The organism is Zoogloea sp., assembly GCF_028689785.1.
GTDB lineage: Bacteria > Pseudomonadota > Gammaproteobacteria > Burkholderiales > Rhodocyclaceae > Zoogloea.
Map to the genome: position 1 here is coordinate 52,485 of NZ_JAQVCN010000021.1, position 14,601 is coordinate 67,085.

At 67.1% G+C, this 14,601-nt stretch carries 14 protein-coding genes; 9 read left to right on the top strand and 5 right to left on the bottom strand.

What is annotated here, in order from left to right; translation table 11 throughout:
• Positions 1–111: 111 nt before the first annotated feature.
• The 5 genes from PHI64_RS11300 to PHI64_RS11320 all read right to left on the bottom strand — a co-directional run bounded on the left by PHI64_RS11300 (position 112) and on the right by PHI64_RS11320 (position 6,118).
• On the bottom strand, positions 112–2,211 hold the full coding sequence (locus tag PHI64_RS11300; RefSeq protein ID WP_299882680.1) for an EAL domain-containing protein: 2,100 nt from the start codon (positions 2,209–2,211) through the stop codon (positions 112–114).
• On the bottom strand, positions 2,208–2,657 hold the full coding sequence (locus PHI64_RS11305) for a response regulator (protein WP_299882682.1): 450 nt from the start codon (positions 2,655–2,657) through the stop codon (positions 2,208–2,210). The genes PHI64_RS11300 and PHI64_RS11305 overlap by 4 nt, the downstream gene beginning before the upstream one ends.
• Positions 2,650–3,945, bottom strand: a complete 1,296-nt coding sequence (locus tag PHI64_RS11310; RefSeq protein WP_299882684.1) for an ATP-binding protein — start codon at positions 3,943–3,945, stop codon at positions 2,650–2,652. The genes PHI64_RS11305 and PHI64_RS11310 overlap by 8 nt, the downstream gene beginning before the upstream one ends.
• A gap of 189 nt (positions 3,946–4,134) precedes the next feature.
• On the bottom strand, positions 4,135–5,772 hold the full coding sequence (gene groL, locus PHI64_RS11315; RefSeq protein ID WP_299882686.1) for a chaperonin GroEL: 1,638 nt from the start codon (positions 5,770–5,772) through the stop codon (positions 4,135–4,137).
• A 55-nt stretch (positions 5,773–5,827) separates the two neighbouring features.
• Positions 5,828–6,118, bottom strand: coding sequence for a co-chaperone GroES (locus PHI64_RS11320; RefSeq protein ID WP_299882687.1), 291 nt, complete (start codon positions 6,116–6,118; stop codon positions 5,828–5,830).
• A 350-nt stretch (positions 6,119–6,468) separates the two neighbouring features.
• Here PHI64_RS11320 and PHI64_RS11325 point away from each other — a divergent pair, with 350 nt between their 5' ends.
• The 9 genes from PHI64_RS11325 to PHI64_RS11365 form a co-directional block, all read left to right on the top strand.
• Positions 6,469–6,807, top strand: coding sequence for a DUF2325 domain-containing protein (locus tag PHI64_RS11325; protein WP_299882688.1), 339 nt, complete (start codon positions 6,469–6,471; stop codon positions 6,805–6,807).
• 149 nt (positions 6,808–6,956) lie between these two features.
• Entirely contained in the window at positions 6,957–7,814 is an 858-nt protein-coding gene (locus PHI64_RS11330) for an ATP-binding cassette domain-containing protein (protein ID WP_299882689.1), read from the top strand.
• A complete protein-coding gene (locus PHI64_RS11335; protein ID WP_299882691.1) occupies positions 7,807–8,490 on the top strand; it encodes a methionine ABC transporter permease in 684 nt (227 codons plus the stop codon). Before PHI64_RS11330 ends, PHI64_RS11335 begins: the two co-directional genes overlap by 8 nt.
• A 49-nt stretch (positions 8,491–8,539) precedes the next feature.
• Positions 8,540–9,364 (top strand): MetQ/NlpA family ABC transporter substrate-binding protein, encoded by an 825-nt coding sequence (locus PHI64_RS11340; protein ID WP_299882693.1) that lies wholly within the window; start codon positions 8,540–8,542, stop codon positions 9,362–9,364.
• Between the two features lie 159 nt (positions 9,365–9,523).
• Positions 9,524–10,855 carry a phenylacetate--CoA ligase family protein gene (locus PHI64_RS11345; protein ID WP_299882695.1) on the top strand — a complete coding sequence of 444 codons (1,332 nt, stop codon included), beginning with the start codon at positions 9,524–9,526 and terminating at the stop codon, positions 10,853–10,855.
• A gap of 61 nt (positions 10,856–10,916) precedes the next feature.
• Positions 10,917–12,242: an O-acetylhomoserine aminocarboxypropyltransferase/cysteine synthase family protein gene (locus PHI64_RS11350; RefSeq protein ID WP_299882697.1), complete on the top strand. Its 1,326-nt coding sequence runs from the start codon at positions 10,917–10,919 to the stop codon at positions 12,240–12,242.
• A gap of 16 nt (positions 12,243–12,258) precedes the next feature.
• Positions 12,259–13,386, top strand: coding sequence for a homoserine O-acetyltransferase (gene metX, locus PHI64_RS11355; RefSeq protein WP_299882699.1), 1,128 nt, complete (start codon positions 12,259–12,261; stop codon positions 13,384–13,386).
• A 25-nt stretch (positions 13,387–13,411) separates the two neighbouring features.
• Entirely contained in the window at positions 13,412–13,795 is a 384-nt protein-coding gene (locus PHI64_RS11360) for a hypothetical protein (RefSeq protein WP_299882701.1), read from the top strand.
• Between the two features lie 238 nt (positions 13,796–14,033).
• The coding region (locus PHI64_RS11365; protein WP_299882703.1) for a hypothetical protein at positions 14,034–14,601 on the top strand (568 nt) is incomplete at its 3' end.

Consider the following 14,601-nt stretch of genomic DNA (forward strand, 5'->3'; position numbering starts at 1 on the left):
CTTATATCGGTCTTTGTTCGCCAAGATGTAGCGCTGAAGAGGCCGTATATTGGTGATTCGCGTGCCCCGCGGTGTTGATCAATGTTAATAACTGTAAATAAAGCTGTGTGCTCAGCGCGTCAGAAATGTGCTCCGGAGCAGGGTTTCAGCCTCGTGGTGGGGTAGGGGGCGTGAGAAGAAGTAGCCCTGGGTGAGAGGGCAGCCCATGTCTTGCAGCATGTTCACCTGGGCGGCACTCTCGGCACCTTCGGCGATCACCTCCAGGTGCAGGGCCTTGCCCAAATTGAGGATGGCCCGCACGATCTCGGCGCCCTCGACGGTATGGGCCATTGCGGCGATGAAGGACTGGTCGATCTTCAGGGTGTCGATGGGGAAGCGTTGCAGGTAGCTGAGGGACGAGTAGCCGGTGCCGAAGTCGTCCATGCTGATGCCGATGCCCATGGCGCGCAGTTGGGTCAGACGGCTCAGTGCCAGCTGGGCGTTGACCATGAGCACGCTCTCGGTGATCTCAAGCTTGAGGCAGGCAGGGGGCAGCCCGGTCTCTTCGAGCACGTCGGCTACCTGGCCGACCAGGCCTTCGTCGGAGAACTGGCGGGCTGAGAGGTTGACACTGATGCCCAGGCCGGCGAGGCGCACATCTGCGGTCTGCCATTGGCGCAGTTGGCGGCAGGCTTCGCGCAGGGCCCAGCGGCCAATGGGCAGGATCAGGCTGGTTTCCTCGGCAAGGGGAATGAACTCGGCGGGGGAGATGAGGCCACGGGTTTCGTGGGGCCAGCGGATCAGGGCTTCGAAGCTGCTGATCCGTCCGGTCTGCAACTCGATGACCGGCTGGTAGTGAAGTTCGAAGCCCTCGCGGTCGATGCTCCGGCGCAGGCTGCTTTCCATGTCCAGGGCTGCCACTGCCCGGTGGTGCATGTCCGCATCGAAGAGCGCGTAGCAGGCCTTGCCGTCGGCCTTGGCCCGGTACATGGCGGTGTCGGCATCGCGCAGCAGCTCGTCCGCGTGGTGGTACTCGGGCGTCGACAGGGCAATGCCGATGCTGCAGTTCATGAACAGCTCGTACCCGTCGATCAGGAAGGGCGTGGCGAAGTGGCGCTGGATGCGGTCGGCCACGCGGATGGCGTCGGTGGCGTTGTTGATGTCTTCCAGCAGCAGCACGAACTCGTCACCCCCCAGCCGGGCCAGGGTGTCGTGGGGCCGGCAGCACAGGCCCAGGCGGCGCCCGCATTCGATCAGCAGCTTGTCGCCGGTGGTGTGGCCGAGGCTGTCGTTCACGTTCTTGAAGCGATCCAGATCGAGGAAGAGCACAGCAAAGCGCCGCTCAGGCTGGCGCTGCATGTGTTCGATGGACTGGTGCAGGCGGTGGGTCACCAGGTTGCGGTTGGGGAGGCCGGTGAGGCCGTCATGCAGGGAGTCGCGGAGCAGGCGCTCCTCGGCCAGCTTGCGGGCGTGGATGTCGGTCTGGGAGCCGGCCATGCGCAGGGGCAGGCCGTCCCGGTCGCACACGGCCATGCCCCGGCACAGCATCCAGCGGTAGTCGCCATTCCGGGTGCGGATGCGGTACTCCACGTTGAGGGGGGCGCCGGAGAGGGTTTGCGGGTTGGCGAGCTGGGTACGGACGGTGGTGATGTCATCGGTGTGGATCAGGGCCAGCCAGGCTTCAGGGTCGTCGCCGATCTCGTCGTCGGCAAAGCCCAGCATGGACTTCCAGCGTGGCGAAAAGTAGGCCCGGCCGCGTTGCAGGTGCCAGTCCCACAGCCCGTCGTTGGCCCCGGCGGCGGCCAGGGCGTAGCGTTCCTCGCTTTCCCGCAGGGCCCGCTCGGCCTCCTTGCGTTCCATGGCGTAACGCATGGCACGCAGCAGCAGGTTGCTGTTCACCTCACCCTTGACCAGGTAGTCCTGGGCGCCGGTCTTGACCGCGTGCAGGGCCATCACCTCGTCGTCGGTGCCGGTGAGTACGATGATGGGCACCTGGGGGGCGTGGGCAAACATGGTGCAGAAGGTCTCGATGCCCAGGCTGTCAGGCAGGGACAGGTCGAGCAGCACCACGCCGATGTCGCCGCTGGAGAGCATGTCCAGCCCGGCCGACAGGCGGTCGGCCCGCCACAAGCGGAAGCTGTCCCCGTCGCTGTCGGCGAGCATCTCCTGGATCAGGCGGGCATCGCCGGGGTTGTCTTCGACCAGCAGTACATTGGAGTTGGCGCTGCTCATCCGCGGGCTCCGCAGGGCAGGGTGACCACGCTCAGCCAGAAGGCGTCGATGAGCTTCACCGCCTGGATGAAGCACTCGAAATCCACCGGTTTGGTGATGAAGCAGGCCGCCTGCAGCAGGTAGGCACGCTGTACGTCCTGCTCGGCCCGGGAGGTGGTGAGCACCACCACCGGGATGTGCAGCAGGGCCGGGTCGGCCTTGATGGCCGCCAGCACCTCGCCGCCGTCCATGCGCGGCAGGTTGAGGTCGAGGAGGATCAGGTCGGGCAGCGGCTTGCCGGCGTGGATGCCCTCCTGGCGCAGGTAGGCGAGGGCCTCGACCCCGTCCCGGGCGACGTCGAGGGGCGTGTCGACACGGTTGTCCTTGAAGGCTTCGATGGTCAGGCGCACGTCTCCGGGGTTGTCTTCGACGAGCAGGATGCGGATGGGGCGCTGGCGGTCAGGCATGGGGGGGCTCCTCCCGGTCGGGCAGGGTGAAACTGAAGCGGGCCCCGGCGCCGGGGGTGGAATGGAGCTCGATGTGCCCGCCGTGGCGCTCCACGATCTTCTTGCAGATGGCCAGCCCGATGCCGGTGCCCGGGTATTCGGCGGCGGTGTGCAGGCGCTGGAAGATCACGAAGATCCGCTCCGCGTAGCGCGGGTCGATGCCGATGCCGTCGTCCTGCACCCCGATGCACCAGGCTCCATCCTCGCGCCGGGCGTCGATGTGCACCCGCGGCGCCGGGCCCTGACGGAACTTGATGGCATTGCCGATCAGGTTCTGCAGCAGTTGCTCCATCTGGGTGGCGTCGGCGCAGACCACGGGCAGCGCGCCGACATCGATCTGTGCGCCGCTCTCCTCGATGGCCGAGCGCAGGTTGATCTGCACCTGGGCTACGCAGGCGGCCAGGTCCACCGGCTGGAAGCCCTTGCCCCGGCTGCCCACCCGGGAGAAGGCCAGCAGGTCGTTGATGAGGCGCTGCATGCGCAGGGCGCCATCCACGATGAAGCCCATGAACTCGTCGGCGTCCCCGTCCAGGCGGCTGCGGTAGCGCTTGCCGAGGAGCTGGGTGTAGCTGGCCACCATGCGCAGGGGCTCCTGCAGATCATGGGAGGCCACGGAGGCGAACTGTTCCAGGTCGGCGTTGGAGCGGGCCAGCTCCCGGGCCTGTTCAGCCAGGCGCTTCTCGGCACGACGCCGCTCCTGGATCTCCTGCTGCAGCTGGGCGTTGCGCTCTTCGAGCTCGGCGGTGCGTTCGCGCACGCGTCGCTCCAGCTCGTCGTGGGTGTCGCGGAGGGTCCGTTCGGCGGCGCGGCGCTCGGTGATGTCGCGCAGGATCACGGTGAACACCAGCCCCTCCGGCCCGCGGAACTTGGAGATCGAGGCCTCGGCGGGAAACTCGCTGCCGTCGTGCCGGCGTCCGTAGATCTCGCCCCGCTGGGCCATCATCCGCGAGGCCTCCGGCGCCGTCGAAAAATCCCGCACCTGGGTGCCGTGATGGGCGACGAAGCGTTCGGGAATGAGGAGGTCGAGGGGCTGGCCGATGATGTCTGCGGCGGCGTGGCCGAAAATGCGCTCGGCCCCCCGGTTGAACAGGGTGATGTGCTGGGATTCGTCGATGGAGATGATCGCGTCGTTGGCGCTGGCGAGGATCTGGTCGAAGCGCGGATCGGCACCACGCGTGCTCCGCGTGTTCCCTGCCGAGTCGGGCGGGGCGGAGGGCGAGGCGAGATGCGGGGGGGATTTCGCGCTCACGGGACACTCCGGGGAAGGGGTGCCCCAAGTCTGGCCGCTCGGGCCGGTGACTTCAACCCTGCGCTAAGTAGGGTTTCCGGCCCGGCGAAGGGGGCCGCGGCGGTCTTGTGGGGTCGAACTCACTCGACCCCACGGGAGAGGGCCGGGCCAGGGAGTTCCGGGAGGAGGCTGCCTGGCCCGGGTGGGGGCTTAGAAGCCGCCGCCGAAGCCGCCGCCGTGGTGGTCGGCCGGTGCTGCGGCGGGTTTGTCTTCCGGCAGTTCGGCCACGATGGCGTCGGTGGTGAGGATCAGCCCGGCTACCGAGGCGGCGTTCTGCAGGGCCGAGCGGGTCACCTTGGCGGGATCGAGCACGCCCTGTTCCACCAGGTCGCCGTAGCTGCCGTTGCCGGCGTTGTAGCCGAAGTTGCCGCTGCCCTCGATGACCTTGTTCACCACTACGGAGGCTTCGTCACCGGCATTGGTGACGATCTGGCGCAGGGGCTCTTCCACCGCGCGCAGCACGATCTTGATGCCTGCATCCTGCTCGTGGTTGTCGCCCTTGAGCTCGCTGATGGCCTTGCGGGCGCGCAGCAGGGCCACGCCGCCGCCGGGCACCACGCCTTCTTCCACTGCCGCGCGGGTGGCGTGCAGGGCGTCCTCGACGCGGGCCTTCTTCTCCTTCAGCTCCACCTCGGTGGCGGCGCCGACCTTGATCACCGCCACGCCACCGGCCAGCTTGGCCTTGCGCTCCTGCAGCTTCTCCCGGTCGTAGTCGGAGGTGGCCTCGGCGATCTGGGCGTCGATGGTGGCGACCCGGGCCTTGATGGCGTCGGCGCTGCCGAGGCCGTCCACCACGGTGGTGTTCTCCTTGCCCACCTCGATGCGCTTGGCCTGGCCCAGGTCTTCCAGGGTGGCCTTCTCCAGGGTCAGGCCGACTTCCTCGGCGATCACCTGGCCGCCGGTGAGCACGGCGATGTCTTCGAGAATGGCCTTGCGCCGGTCGCCAAAGCCCGGTGCCTTCACCGCCACCACCTTGAGGATGCCGCGGATGGTGTTGACCACCAGGGTCGCCAGGGCTTCGCCCTCCACGTCCTCGGCGATGATCAGCAGCGGGCGGTTGGCCTTGGCGACCTGCTCCAGGATGGGCAGCAGGTCGCGGATGCTGGAGATCTTCTTGTCGAAGAGCAGGATGAAGGGATCGTCGAGGGCGGCGATCTGCTTGTCGGCGTTGTTGATGAAGTAGGGCGACAGGTAGCCCCGGTCGAACTGCAGGCCTTCCACCACGTCTAGCTCGTTGTTGAGGCTCTTGCCGTCTTCCACCGTGATCACGCCCGACTTGCCGACCCGGTCGATGGCGTCGGCGATGATCTGCCCGATGTCGGCGTCGGAGTTGGCGGAGATGGAGCCCACCTGGGCGATCTCCTTGCTGGTGGTGGTGGGGCGGGCAATGTTGCGGATCTCGGCGACGATGGCCACCACTGCCTTGTCGATGCCGCGCTTCAGGTCGGTGGGGTTGTAGCCGGCGGCCACGTACTTGAAACCTTCGCGGACGATGGCCTGGGCCAGCACGGTGGCCGTGGTGGTGCCGTCGCCGGCATTGTCGGAGGTCTTCGAGGCGACCTCCTTCACCAACTGGGCGCCGATGTTCTCGTACTTGTCCTTGAGCTCGATCTCCTTGGCGACGGACACGCCGTCCTTGGTCACCGTGGGAGCGCCGAAGCTGCGCTCCAGCACCACGTTGCGGCCTTTCGGGCCGAGGGTCACCTTGACCGCGTCGGCGAGGATATTCACACCGGTGACGATGCGGGCGCGGGCGTCATCACCAAACAGCACTTTCTTTGCAGGCATTCAAATGGCTCCTGGATTCTTGTTTGTATTGGATGGAAGGGGTTCGCCGGGCGGCTCAGTTCTCGATGATGGCGATGACGTCTTCTTCGCGCAGCACCAGCACTTCATTGCCGTCCACCTTGATGGCCTGGCCGGTGTACTTGCCGAACAGCACCCGGTCGCCGGCCTTGACGGCCAGGGGGCGCAGCTCGCCGCTGGCGAGGAGTTTGCCGGGGCCGACGGCCAGCACCTGGCCCTGGTCGGGCTTCTCGCCGGCGCTGTCAGGGATGACGATGCCGCTGGCGGTGCTGCGCTCCGCATCGGTGCGTTTGACGATGATCCGGTCGTAGAGCGGACGAATTGCCATGTTTCATTACTCCATTGCAGGTTGGGCGATCGATGGGCCGGGGCTGCCGGCCTCGATTCCTCCATCGCAAGGGCAATGCCAGCACTCGACGGGCTTGATTGCTAACAACTTTCTCGGAGCCGCCAGTATTCCCGGTGGCTGGAAATCAACACTTGGCGGTGCATTGCTGGTGATTGCCCAGCAAAAGGCTTTTTCAGTTATTTCAATAGCTTGGAAGAATTCGTGGAATGCCGGCTATTTCATTCCGGCGTGGAATGCATATCGGAACAATTTGGTTTGGTGCGCTGCATCGGGCCCACACACTGCATTCCGTCAGCGCCATCGGCGCATTCATGAAATGGAGCTTTCCCATGCAGGCCGTCATCGTCGGTGCGGATCGCATCGAGGGCATCCGCAGCGAAATCCTCAGGGTGGCCGACCAGTTCGGCATCAAGGATATCGACCATTGGACCGGTCGCAAGGCGTCCGAAAACCGGCGCCAGTTGTCGCGGCGCACCGGGCTGGTGGTGTTCATGTGCGACCGGGCCAATCACATGCTGATGCGCAACGTGCGCAAGCAGGCCGAGGATCTGGGCATCCCCATGGTGTTCTGCCGTCATTCGGCTACCGAGGTGCGGGAGCGTCTGGATGAGCTGGGTTGCAGCCGCTGCGCCAGCAGCGGCCGGGCCGAGCTGAGGCGCAAGTCCTGAGCGGGCGCCGCTTCCCGGGTGGCAATTGCCCTTACGTCACCTGAAAAGCATTGCAGGCGGGGGCTGCATAGCAATGAAGAATTGATTGGTTTTGGGGGCGATGGGCCGGCGCTAAAGTCGGTCCATCGCTGTTTCTGCTGCAAGGCATCATGTCCCAGACCGTTTCCCTTTCCTCATTTCCGGCCCCCGCCATCGAGTTGCGCGGGGTGTCCCGCCGTTTTGCCGATCCGGGCGGGCGTCTGGTGGGGGTGCTCCCCACCAGCCTGCGCATCGCCACCGGCGAGATCCACGGCATCATCGGCTTCTCGGGCGCCGGCAAATCCACCCTGCTGCGCATCGTCAACCTGCTGGAGCGTCCCGACGCGGGCGAGGTCATCGTCCATGGGGAGGATCTGACCCGCCTCTCCGCCGCCGGCCTGCGCCGTGCACGGCACCGCATCGGCATGATCTTCCAGCACTTCAATCTGCTGCATAACCAGACCGTCGCCGACAACGTGGCCCTGCCCATGCGCATCGCCGGTGAAAGCCCGGCGCGCATCCGCGAGCGGGTGAAGGTGTGCCTGGATTTCGTGGGCCTGGCCGAAAAGGCCGACGTCTATCCCGGGCGTCTGTCCGGTGGCCAGAAGCAGCGCGTCGCCATCGCCCGCGCCCTGGCGCCGGAACCCCATGTACTGCTGGCCGATGAGCCCACCTCGGCCCTCGACCCGCGCACCACCCTCGACCTGCTCGGCGTGCTGGCCGACGCCAACCGGAAGTTCGGCGTCAGCATCCTGCTGGTCAGCCACGAGATGGAGGTCATCCGCCGCCTGTGCCACCGGGTGTCGGTGATGGAGGCCGGGCGCATCGTCGAGCAGCTCAACATTGCCGACGGGCGCATCCCTGAAGGCTCGCGCCTGGCCAGCTGGCTCAGCGACTTCGGTGCAGGCCCGGCGGCCAGCCCGTCACCTTCCGGCCGGCCCGACGCCGACTCCGGCCACCACTTTGCTCTGGAGGCCGCCCATGCCTGAAACCACGTCCCTCTTTGATACCCTCAACGAGCTGCTGCCCGAGATCCTCAAGGCCACCGGAGAGACCTTGCTGATGATGGCCATCTGCCTGTCGGCGGCCATCGTCGTCGGTGGCGCGCTGGGTCTGCTGGTCTTCCTGACCAGCCGGGGCCAGTCGCTGGAGCGCTTCCGCAGCTTCAATCTGGTGGCCAACGGGCTCATCAACGTGGTGCGGAGCTTCCCCTTCATCATCCTGCTGGTAGCCATCTCGCCCTTCACCCGGGTGATCGCCGGTACGTCCATCGGCCCCCTGGCGGCCAGCGTGCCCCTGTCCATTGCGGCGATCTTCTACTTTGCCCGGCTCATCGAGCAGACCCTGCGCGACGTGCCCCGGGGCGTCATCGAGGCCGCCGAGGCCATGGGCGCCTCGCCCGTCCAGATCGTCCGCCACGTGCTGCTGGTGGAGGCCCGTTCCGGCCTGGTGCTGGCGGTTACGGTGCTGGCGGTGAGCTTTCTGTCCTACTCGGCGGTGGCCGGGGTGGTGGGCGGCGGCGGCATCGGCGACCTGGCCATCCGCTACGGCTATTACCGCTTCCAGACCGACGTCATGCTCATCACCATCGTGTTGCTGGTGGTGCTGGTGCAGAGCATCCAGTTTCTTGGCCAGTGGGCAGCCCGCCACGTGGACAAGCGTTGAACCCCCTAAAACAAGACCACAACCCGAATCGTTCCAGGAGAACATCACCATGAAATCCCGTCGCCATTTCGCCCTGCGCCTCTTGTCCGTCGCCGGCCTCGTCGCCACCATCGGCCTGGGGGCCGCCACCGCCCAGGCCCAGGAAAAGAAGACCCTGACCCTCGGCGCCACCGCCGGCTCCAACTTCGATCAGCTCAAGCTCGGCATCAAGCCCGTGCTCGAAAAGAAGGGCTACACCGTCAAGCTCGTCGAGTTCAACGACTACGTGCAGCCCAACCTGGCCCTGGCCCAGGGCTCCCTGGATGCCAACCTGTTCCAGCACATCATCTATCTGAAGAAGTTCAGCGCCGACAAGGGCCTGAACCTGGTGGACATCACCAAGGCGCCCATCGCCCCCCTGGGCCTCTACTCCAAGAAGCGCAAGAGCCTCAACGAGGTGAAAGACGGCGACCGCATCACCCTGCCGAATGACCCGAGCAACCTGGCCCGGGCCCTGGTCTTCCTGGAGCAGCTCAAGCTCGTCAAGGTGAAGGCCGGCGTCGACCCCCTGAAGGCCACCGAGAAGGACGTGGCCGAGAACCCCCGCAAGCTGGTGCTCACCCCCATTGAGGCTGCCCAGCTGCCGCGCACCCTGGACGACGCCGAGTTCGCCCTGATCAACGGCAACTTCGCCATCTCCTCCGGCCTCAAGCTCACCGAAGCCGTGGCCCTGGAGAAGACCCCCGACCACTACCTGAACGTGGTGGCGGTGAAGACCGGCGACAAGGACAAGCCCTGGGCCAAGGACATCGCCGCGGCGTTCCACACCCCGGAATACCGCGCCGCCCTGGACAAGCACTTTGCGGGTTATGCCCGCCCGGCCTTCCTGCAGTGACCCTTAGAGAACGTTGATCGGCGGGCACCGCTTTTCCCGTGGGGTCGAATTCATTCGACCTCCTCACGGGGATGAGCGACAGGCCCATGGCCATAGTCCGAGGTCGAATAAATTCGACCCCACGACACTTCGATCACTGCTCCGCACCAAGGAACACCCATGACCACCGCCCACCGCCCCTACTGGGACGAAGCCCTGGAAACCCAGCCCCGCGCCGACTGGGACGCCCTCAAGCTGCAGCTGCTGCAGAAGCATCTGCACCACGCCTATCACCACTCGCCGTATTACCGGGCCAGCTTTGATGCGGCCGGGGTGCATCCGGAAGAGGTGCGCAGCCTGGACGACATCCGGCGCTTCCCCTTCATCAACAAGCAGACCCTGCGGGAGCGCCAGCTCGCCGTGCCGCCCTTCGGCGACCTGGTGGCGGTGCCCGAGCGGGACATTGTGTACATCTCCGCCTCCAGCGGCTCCACCGGCGTGCCCACCGCCTCGCCCTTCTCGGCCACCGACTTCGACGAATGGATCGACTACGAGGCGCGCCAGTTCTGGAGCTCCGGCCTGCGCCCGGAAGACCGCTACGCCCACTCGCTGAACTTCTCCCTGTTCGTCGGCGGGCCCTGCGTGCTGGGCGCCCAGAAGCTCGGCGCCTTGTCCATCCACGCCGGCACCGTGCCGTCGGAGCGCCTGCTGGCCATCCTGCGCCAGTTCCAGGTCACTGCCATCTGGACCACCCCGTCCTACGCCTGGTACCTGGGCGAAACGGCGATCAAGGAAGGCATCGACCTGCGCAAGGATCTGGCCGTGCGCCGCATCTTCGTGGCCGGCGAGCCCGGTGGCTCGATCCCCGAGACCCGCCAGCGCATCGAGGACCTGTGGGGTGCCTCGGTGTATGACTACTACGGCCTGTCCGACATCTTTGGCTCCTGCGCCGGCATGTGCGAGGAGAAGGATGGCCTGCACTGGGCCGAGGACCACATTCTGGTCGAAGTGCTGCACCCCGACACCAACGAACCGGTGGAGGAGGGTGGCCGCGGCGAGATGGTGCTCACCACCCTCAAGAAAACCGCCCGGCCCATGGTGCGCTTCCGTACCGGCGACATCGTGTCCTTCACCTCCGAACCCTGCGGCTGCGGACGCACCTCCATCCGCCTGCAAGGGGTGCATGGGCGCCTGGACGACATGCTCATCATCAAGGGGGCCAACCTCTTTCCCAGTGACGTGGAAGCCATCGCCCGGCGTGACCACGATTTCACCGGCGAATACCGCCTGATCGTCGAGCGGGAGAACCACCTGGACCGCCTCACCGTGGAGCTGGAGAGCAGCCCGGCCTTTGCCGGCAGCGACGAGGAGCTGGCCCACCGCTTCGGCCGCCAGCTCAAGTCCATTACCGGCGTCAGCGCAGTGGTGAGCATCCTGCCCGCCGATACCCTGCCCCGCGCCACCCACAAGGCCAAGCGTGTGGAAGACCGGCGCAGCGGCGTGTGGGGCTGAGATATCCCCGAAACCCGCGGGCGGCGGACGCCGCCCCGACACAATTCATAGGAGCATCGCCATGACCGACCGCAAAGCCGCCTACCGCTTCGAAACCCTGCAGGTCCATGCCGGCCAGCAGCCGGCGCCCGGCACCAATGCCCGCGCCGTGCCCATCTACCAGACCACCTCCTACACCTTCAACGACGCCGACCATGGCGCGCGCCTGTTTGCGCTGAAGGAGTTCGGCAACATCTACACCCGCATCATGAACCCCACCACCGACGTCTTCGAGCAGCGCATCGCAGCCCTCGAAGGCGGGGTGGCGGCGGTGGCCACCAGCTCCGGCCAGGCCGCCCAGTTCCTGGCCATCACCACCATTGCCCAGGCCGGCGACAACATCGTGTCCACCAGCTACGTGTATGGCGGCACCTACAACCAGTTCAAGGTCACCCTGCCGCGTCTGGGCATCAAGGTGAAGTTCGTCGAGGGCGATGACCCGGAGGACTTCCGCAAGGCCATCGACGCCAACACCAAGGCCATCTTCGTGGAGACCATCGGCAACCCGCGCTTCAACATCCCGGATTTCGAGGCGCTGGCACGCATCGCCCATGAAGCCGGCATTCCGCTGATCGTGGATAACACCTTCGGCGCCGGCGGCTACATCGCCCGGCCCATCGACCACGGCGCCGACATCGTCGTCGAATCCGCCACCAAGTGGATCGGCGGCCACGGCACCTCGGTGGGCGGCGTGGTGATCGACGCCGGCAAGTTCAACTGGGGCAACGGCAAGTTCCCGCTGTTCACCGACCCGGCGCCGGGCTACCACGGGCTCAATTTCTGGGAAGTTTTCGGTAGCGGCGGCCCCTTTGGCAACATCGCCTTCGCCATCCGCGCCCGGGTCGAAGGCCTGCGCGACATCGGCCCCAGCCTGTCGCCCTTCAACGCCTTCCAGCTGCTGCAGGGTGTCGAGACCCTTTCCCTGCGCGTCCAGCGCCACCTGGACAACACCCTTGAGCTGGCCCGCTGGCTCAAGGCCCACCCCCAGGTGGCATGGGTCGAGTACAACGGCCTCGAAGACAGCCCCTACCATGCGCTGGCAACGAAGTACCTGCGCAACGGCTTCGGTGCGGTGCTCAACTTCGGCATCAAGGGGGGCGCCAACGCCGCCCGGACCTTCATCGACAACGTGGAGCTGGCCAGCCACCTGGCCAACGTGGGCGATGCCAAGACCCTGGTCATCAACCCGGCCTCCACCACCCACCAGCAGCTCTCCGAAGCCGAGCAGAAGAGCGCCGGCGTGCGCCCCGATCTGATCCGCGTGTCGGTGGGCATCGAGCACATCGACGACATCAAGGCCGACTTCGACCACGCCCTGCGTCGGGCCGGCCTCGACGTGGCGGCCTGAGGCGCCTGGTGTTGCCATGAGCCTTTCCCGCCGTCTCTCCGGGCACACCCGTCTGTTCACCGCCGGCAAGCCCCTGGCCCTGGAGTCCGGGGGCAGCCTGCCCGGGCTGCAGCTGGCCTTCCGCACCTGGGGTCGTCTCAATACCCGGGGTGACAACGCCGTCATCGTGTGCCACGCCCTCACCGGCACGGCCGACGCCGATGCCTGGTGGGCGCCCCTGTTCGGGCCGGGCCGGGCCCTCGATCCGGCGCAACACTTCATCGTCTGCAGCAACGCCCTGGGGAGCTGCTACGGCAGCACCGGCCCCACCTCACCCGCCCCGGACGGGCGTCCGTGGGGGGCGCGCTTTCCCGCCATCACCATCCGCGATCAGGTGCAGGCCCAGATCAGCCTGGCCGAGGCCCTGGGCATCCGTCGTATCCGTTTCGTGATCGGTGGGTCCATGGGTGGGCTGCAGGCGCTGGAGTGGGCCCTGCTCGATCCCGACCGGGTGGAGGCGGTGGCCTGCATCGCCGCCTCGGGCAAGCACTCGGCCTGGTGCATGGCCTGGAGCGAGGCCCAGCGCCTGGCCCTGGCCGGCGACCCGCGCTACCGCGATGGCGACTACGACCCCGCCGACCCACCCCTGGCCGGGCTGGCGGCGGCCAGGGCCATGGCCATGGTCAGCTACCGCAGCCCTGTCTCCCTGGGCCGGCGTTTCGGACGCAGCCTGGGTGGGGAGGTCTTTGGCGCCCATGCAAGCACCCCGGGCGACTACGCCGTGCGGGGCTGGCTGCGCCACCACGGCGAGGCCCTGATCCGGCGCTTCGACCCCCACAGCTACCGCGTGCTGCTGGATGCCATGGACAGCCATGACCTGGGGCGCGGGCGTGGCGGCTGCGCCACCGCCCTGGGGCGAATCCATCAGCCCGTGTTGGTGGGCTCCATCCCGTCGGACGCCCTGTACGTCCCCGAGGACCAGCTCTACCTGGCCAGCCAGCTCATGCGGGCACAGCTCGTCGCCATCGATTCGGAACACGGCCACGACGGCTTCCTGATCGACGCGGCGCGCTTCGAGCCCGCCCTGCGCCGCTTTCTGGCCGAGTTTGTGCCTGCAGCCCCGGCTGCCTTCCCGGGGCCGGCCCTCCGGCCGATCTACCACTGAGGCCTGTGCCATGAGCGGACAAACCATGCGGTCCCGTCCGGGCCGCCGCCGTCCCGCTTTGGGGGCGGCGGTGCTGTGCGGGGCGCTGCTGGGCAATCTGCTCGACGATGGGGCCAGCCTGCTCGGCGAGCTGTCCGGCGGCAGCCCCCAGTCGATTTTTGCGTCCCGCGGCAGCCTGGAGCGGGTGCTCGAACGCCTGGCCGCCATGCGTGACAGTGCCCTGGCCATGCCGGCAGAGCAGCGCCGTGCCATGCCCGGCATCGACTGGCAGGCCTGGGAGAGCCTGCCCCTGCAGGCGGCCAGCGGCCCCACCCGGGAATGGCGGGAGCGCCTGTGGCGGCTCGTCATCGAGCTGGTGCCGGCCACCGTGGAGGAGGCCCGCCGCCACCAGGCTCATCCCGGCGGCTGAGACCCGTGGCCTGCCGCGATCAGGGCAGCCCCTGCTGACGATCCAGCAGCTGCCTGCTGGCTGACCAGCACCGTGCCGCCGCCCGGGGTTCTCCTCAGAAGCCGCAGTCCGCGCAATACCGCCTTTAAATCAGGGTTTTCCCCCCACCCCATGTCTTTTTTCCCGGCGTGGGTACGCTTATTGCCCTTTTCGCCCCCAGTGCCCTTTCCGGCCATTCCTTCATTCACAAGGGGGTTCCATGTCTTTTCCGCTCCGTCCTGTCGTCGGCGCCACTGCCGTCCTTTCTTTGCTGGCGGCGCTGCCCGTCCAGGCCCAGACCCTGCAATCCGCCGCGCGTGCCCTGGATGCCGCCGGCACCCGCAGCCTTCAGCTCAGCGGCAGCGGCAGCTGGTTCCAGTTCGGGCAGGCTCCCGACCCCAGCCTGCCCTGGCCGCGCTTCGAGGTGAGCCGTTATGTGGCCGACATCGATTACGAGAAGGGCAGCGCTAGGGTCCAGATCAACCGCATCCAGGCCCTGGAGGCTGGCCGCGAGCGCCCGGTGCCGGTGGAGCAGAAGGTGGACCAGTACGTCAGCGGCCCGGTGGCCTGGAACCTGCCGGTCGTTGCTACGGGTGGCGCGCCGGCTGCTCCGGTGCCGCAGTTGGCCGCTGTGGCCGAACGGAGCGCCGAGATCCTGTCCACCCCCCAGGGCTTCCTGCGCGCAGCCCTGGCCAGCAAGGCCCGCCCGCGGCCCCTGAAGGGAGGCGGCAGCGAGGTGGTCTACACCGTCGGCGGCAAATACCGCTTCGTCGGGCACATCAATGAGC

Coding starts and splice junctions, on each gene's coding strand:
- PHI64_RS11300 (WP_299882680.1), bottom strand. CDS start 2,211: ATGAGCAGCGCCAACTCCAATGTACTGCTGGTCGAAGACAACCCCGGC.
- PHI64_RS11305 (WP_299882682.1), bottom strand. CDS start 2,657: ATGCCTGACCGCCAGCGCCCCATCCGCATCCTGCTCGTCGAAGACAAC.
- groL (WP_299882686.1), bottom strand. CDS start 5,772: ATGCCTGCAAAGAAAGTGCTGTTTGGTGATGACGCCCGCGCCCGCATC.
- PHI64_RS11320 (WP_299882687.1), bottom strand. CDS start 6,118: ATGGCAATTCGTCCGCTCTACGACCGGATCATCGTCAAACGCACCGAT.
- PHI64_RS11325 (WP_299882688.1), top strand. CDS start 6,469: ATGCAGGCCGTCATCGTCGGTGCGGATCGCATCGAGGGCATCCGCAGC.
- PHI64_RS11330 (WP_299882689.1), top strand. CDS start 6,957: ATGTCCCAGACCGTTTCCCTTTCCTCATTTCCGGCCCCCGCCATCGAG.
- PHI64_RS11335 (WP_299882691.1), top strand. CDS start 7,807: ATGCCTGAAACCACGTCCCTCTTTGATACCCTCAACGAGCTGCTGCCC.
- PHI64_RS11340 (WP_299882693.1), top strand. CDS start 8,540: ATGAAATCCCGTCGCCATTTCGCCCTGCGCCTCTTGTCCGTCGCCGGC.
- PHI64_RS11345 (WP_299882695.1), top strand. CDS start 9,524: ATGACCACCGCCCACCGCCCCTACTGGGACGAAGCCCTGGAAACCCAG.
- PHI64_RS11350 (WP_299882697.1), top strand. CDS start 10,917: ATGACCGACCGCAAAGCCGCCTACCGCTTCGAAACCCTGCAGGTCCAT.
- metX (WP_299882699.1), top strand. CDS start 12,259: ATGAGCCTTTCCCGCCGTCTCTCCGGGCACACCCGTCTGTTCACCGCC.
- PHI64_RS11360 (WP_299882701.1), top strand. CDS start 13,412: ATGCGGTCCCGTCCGGGCCGCCGCCGTCCCGCTTTGGGGGCGGCGGTG.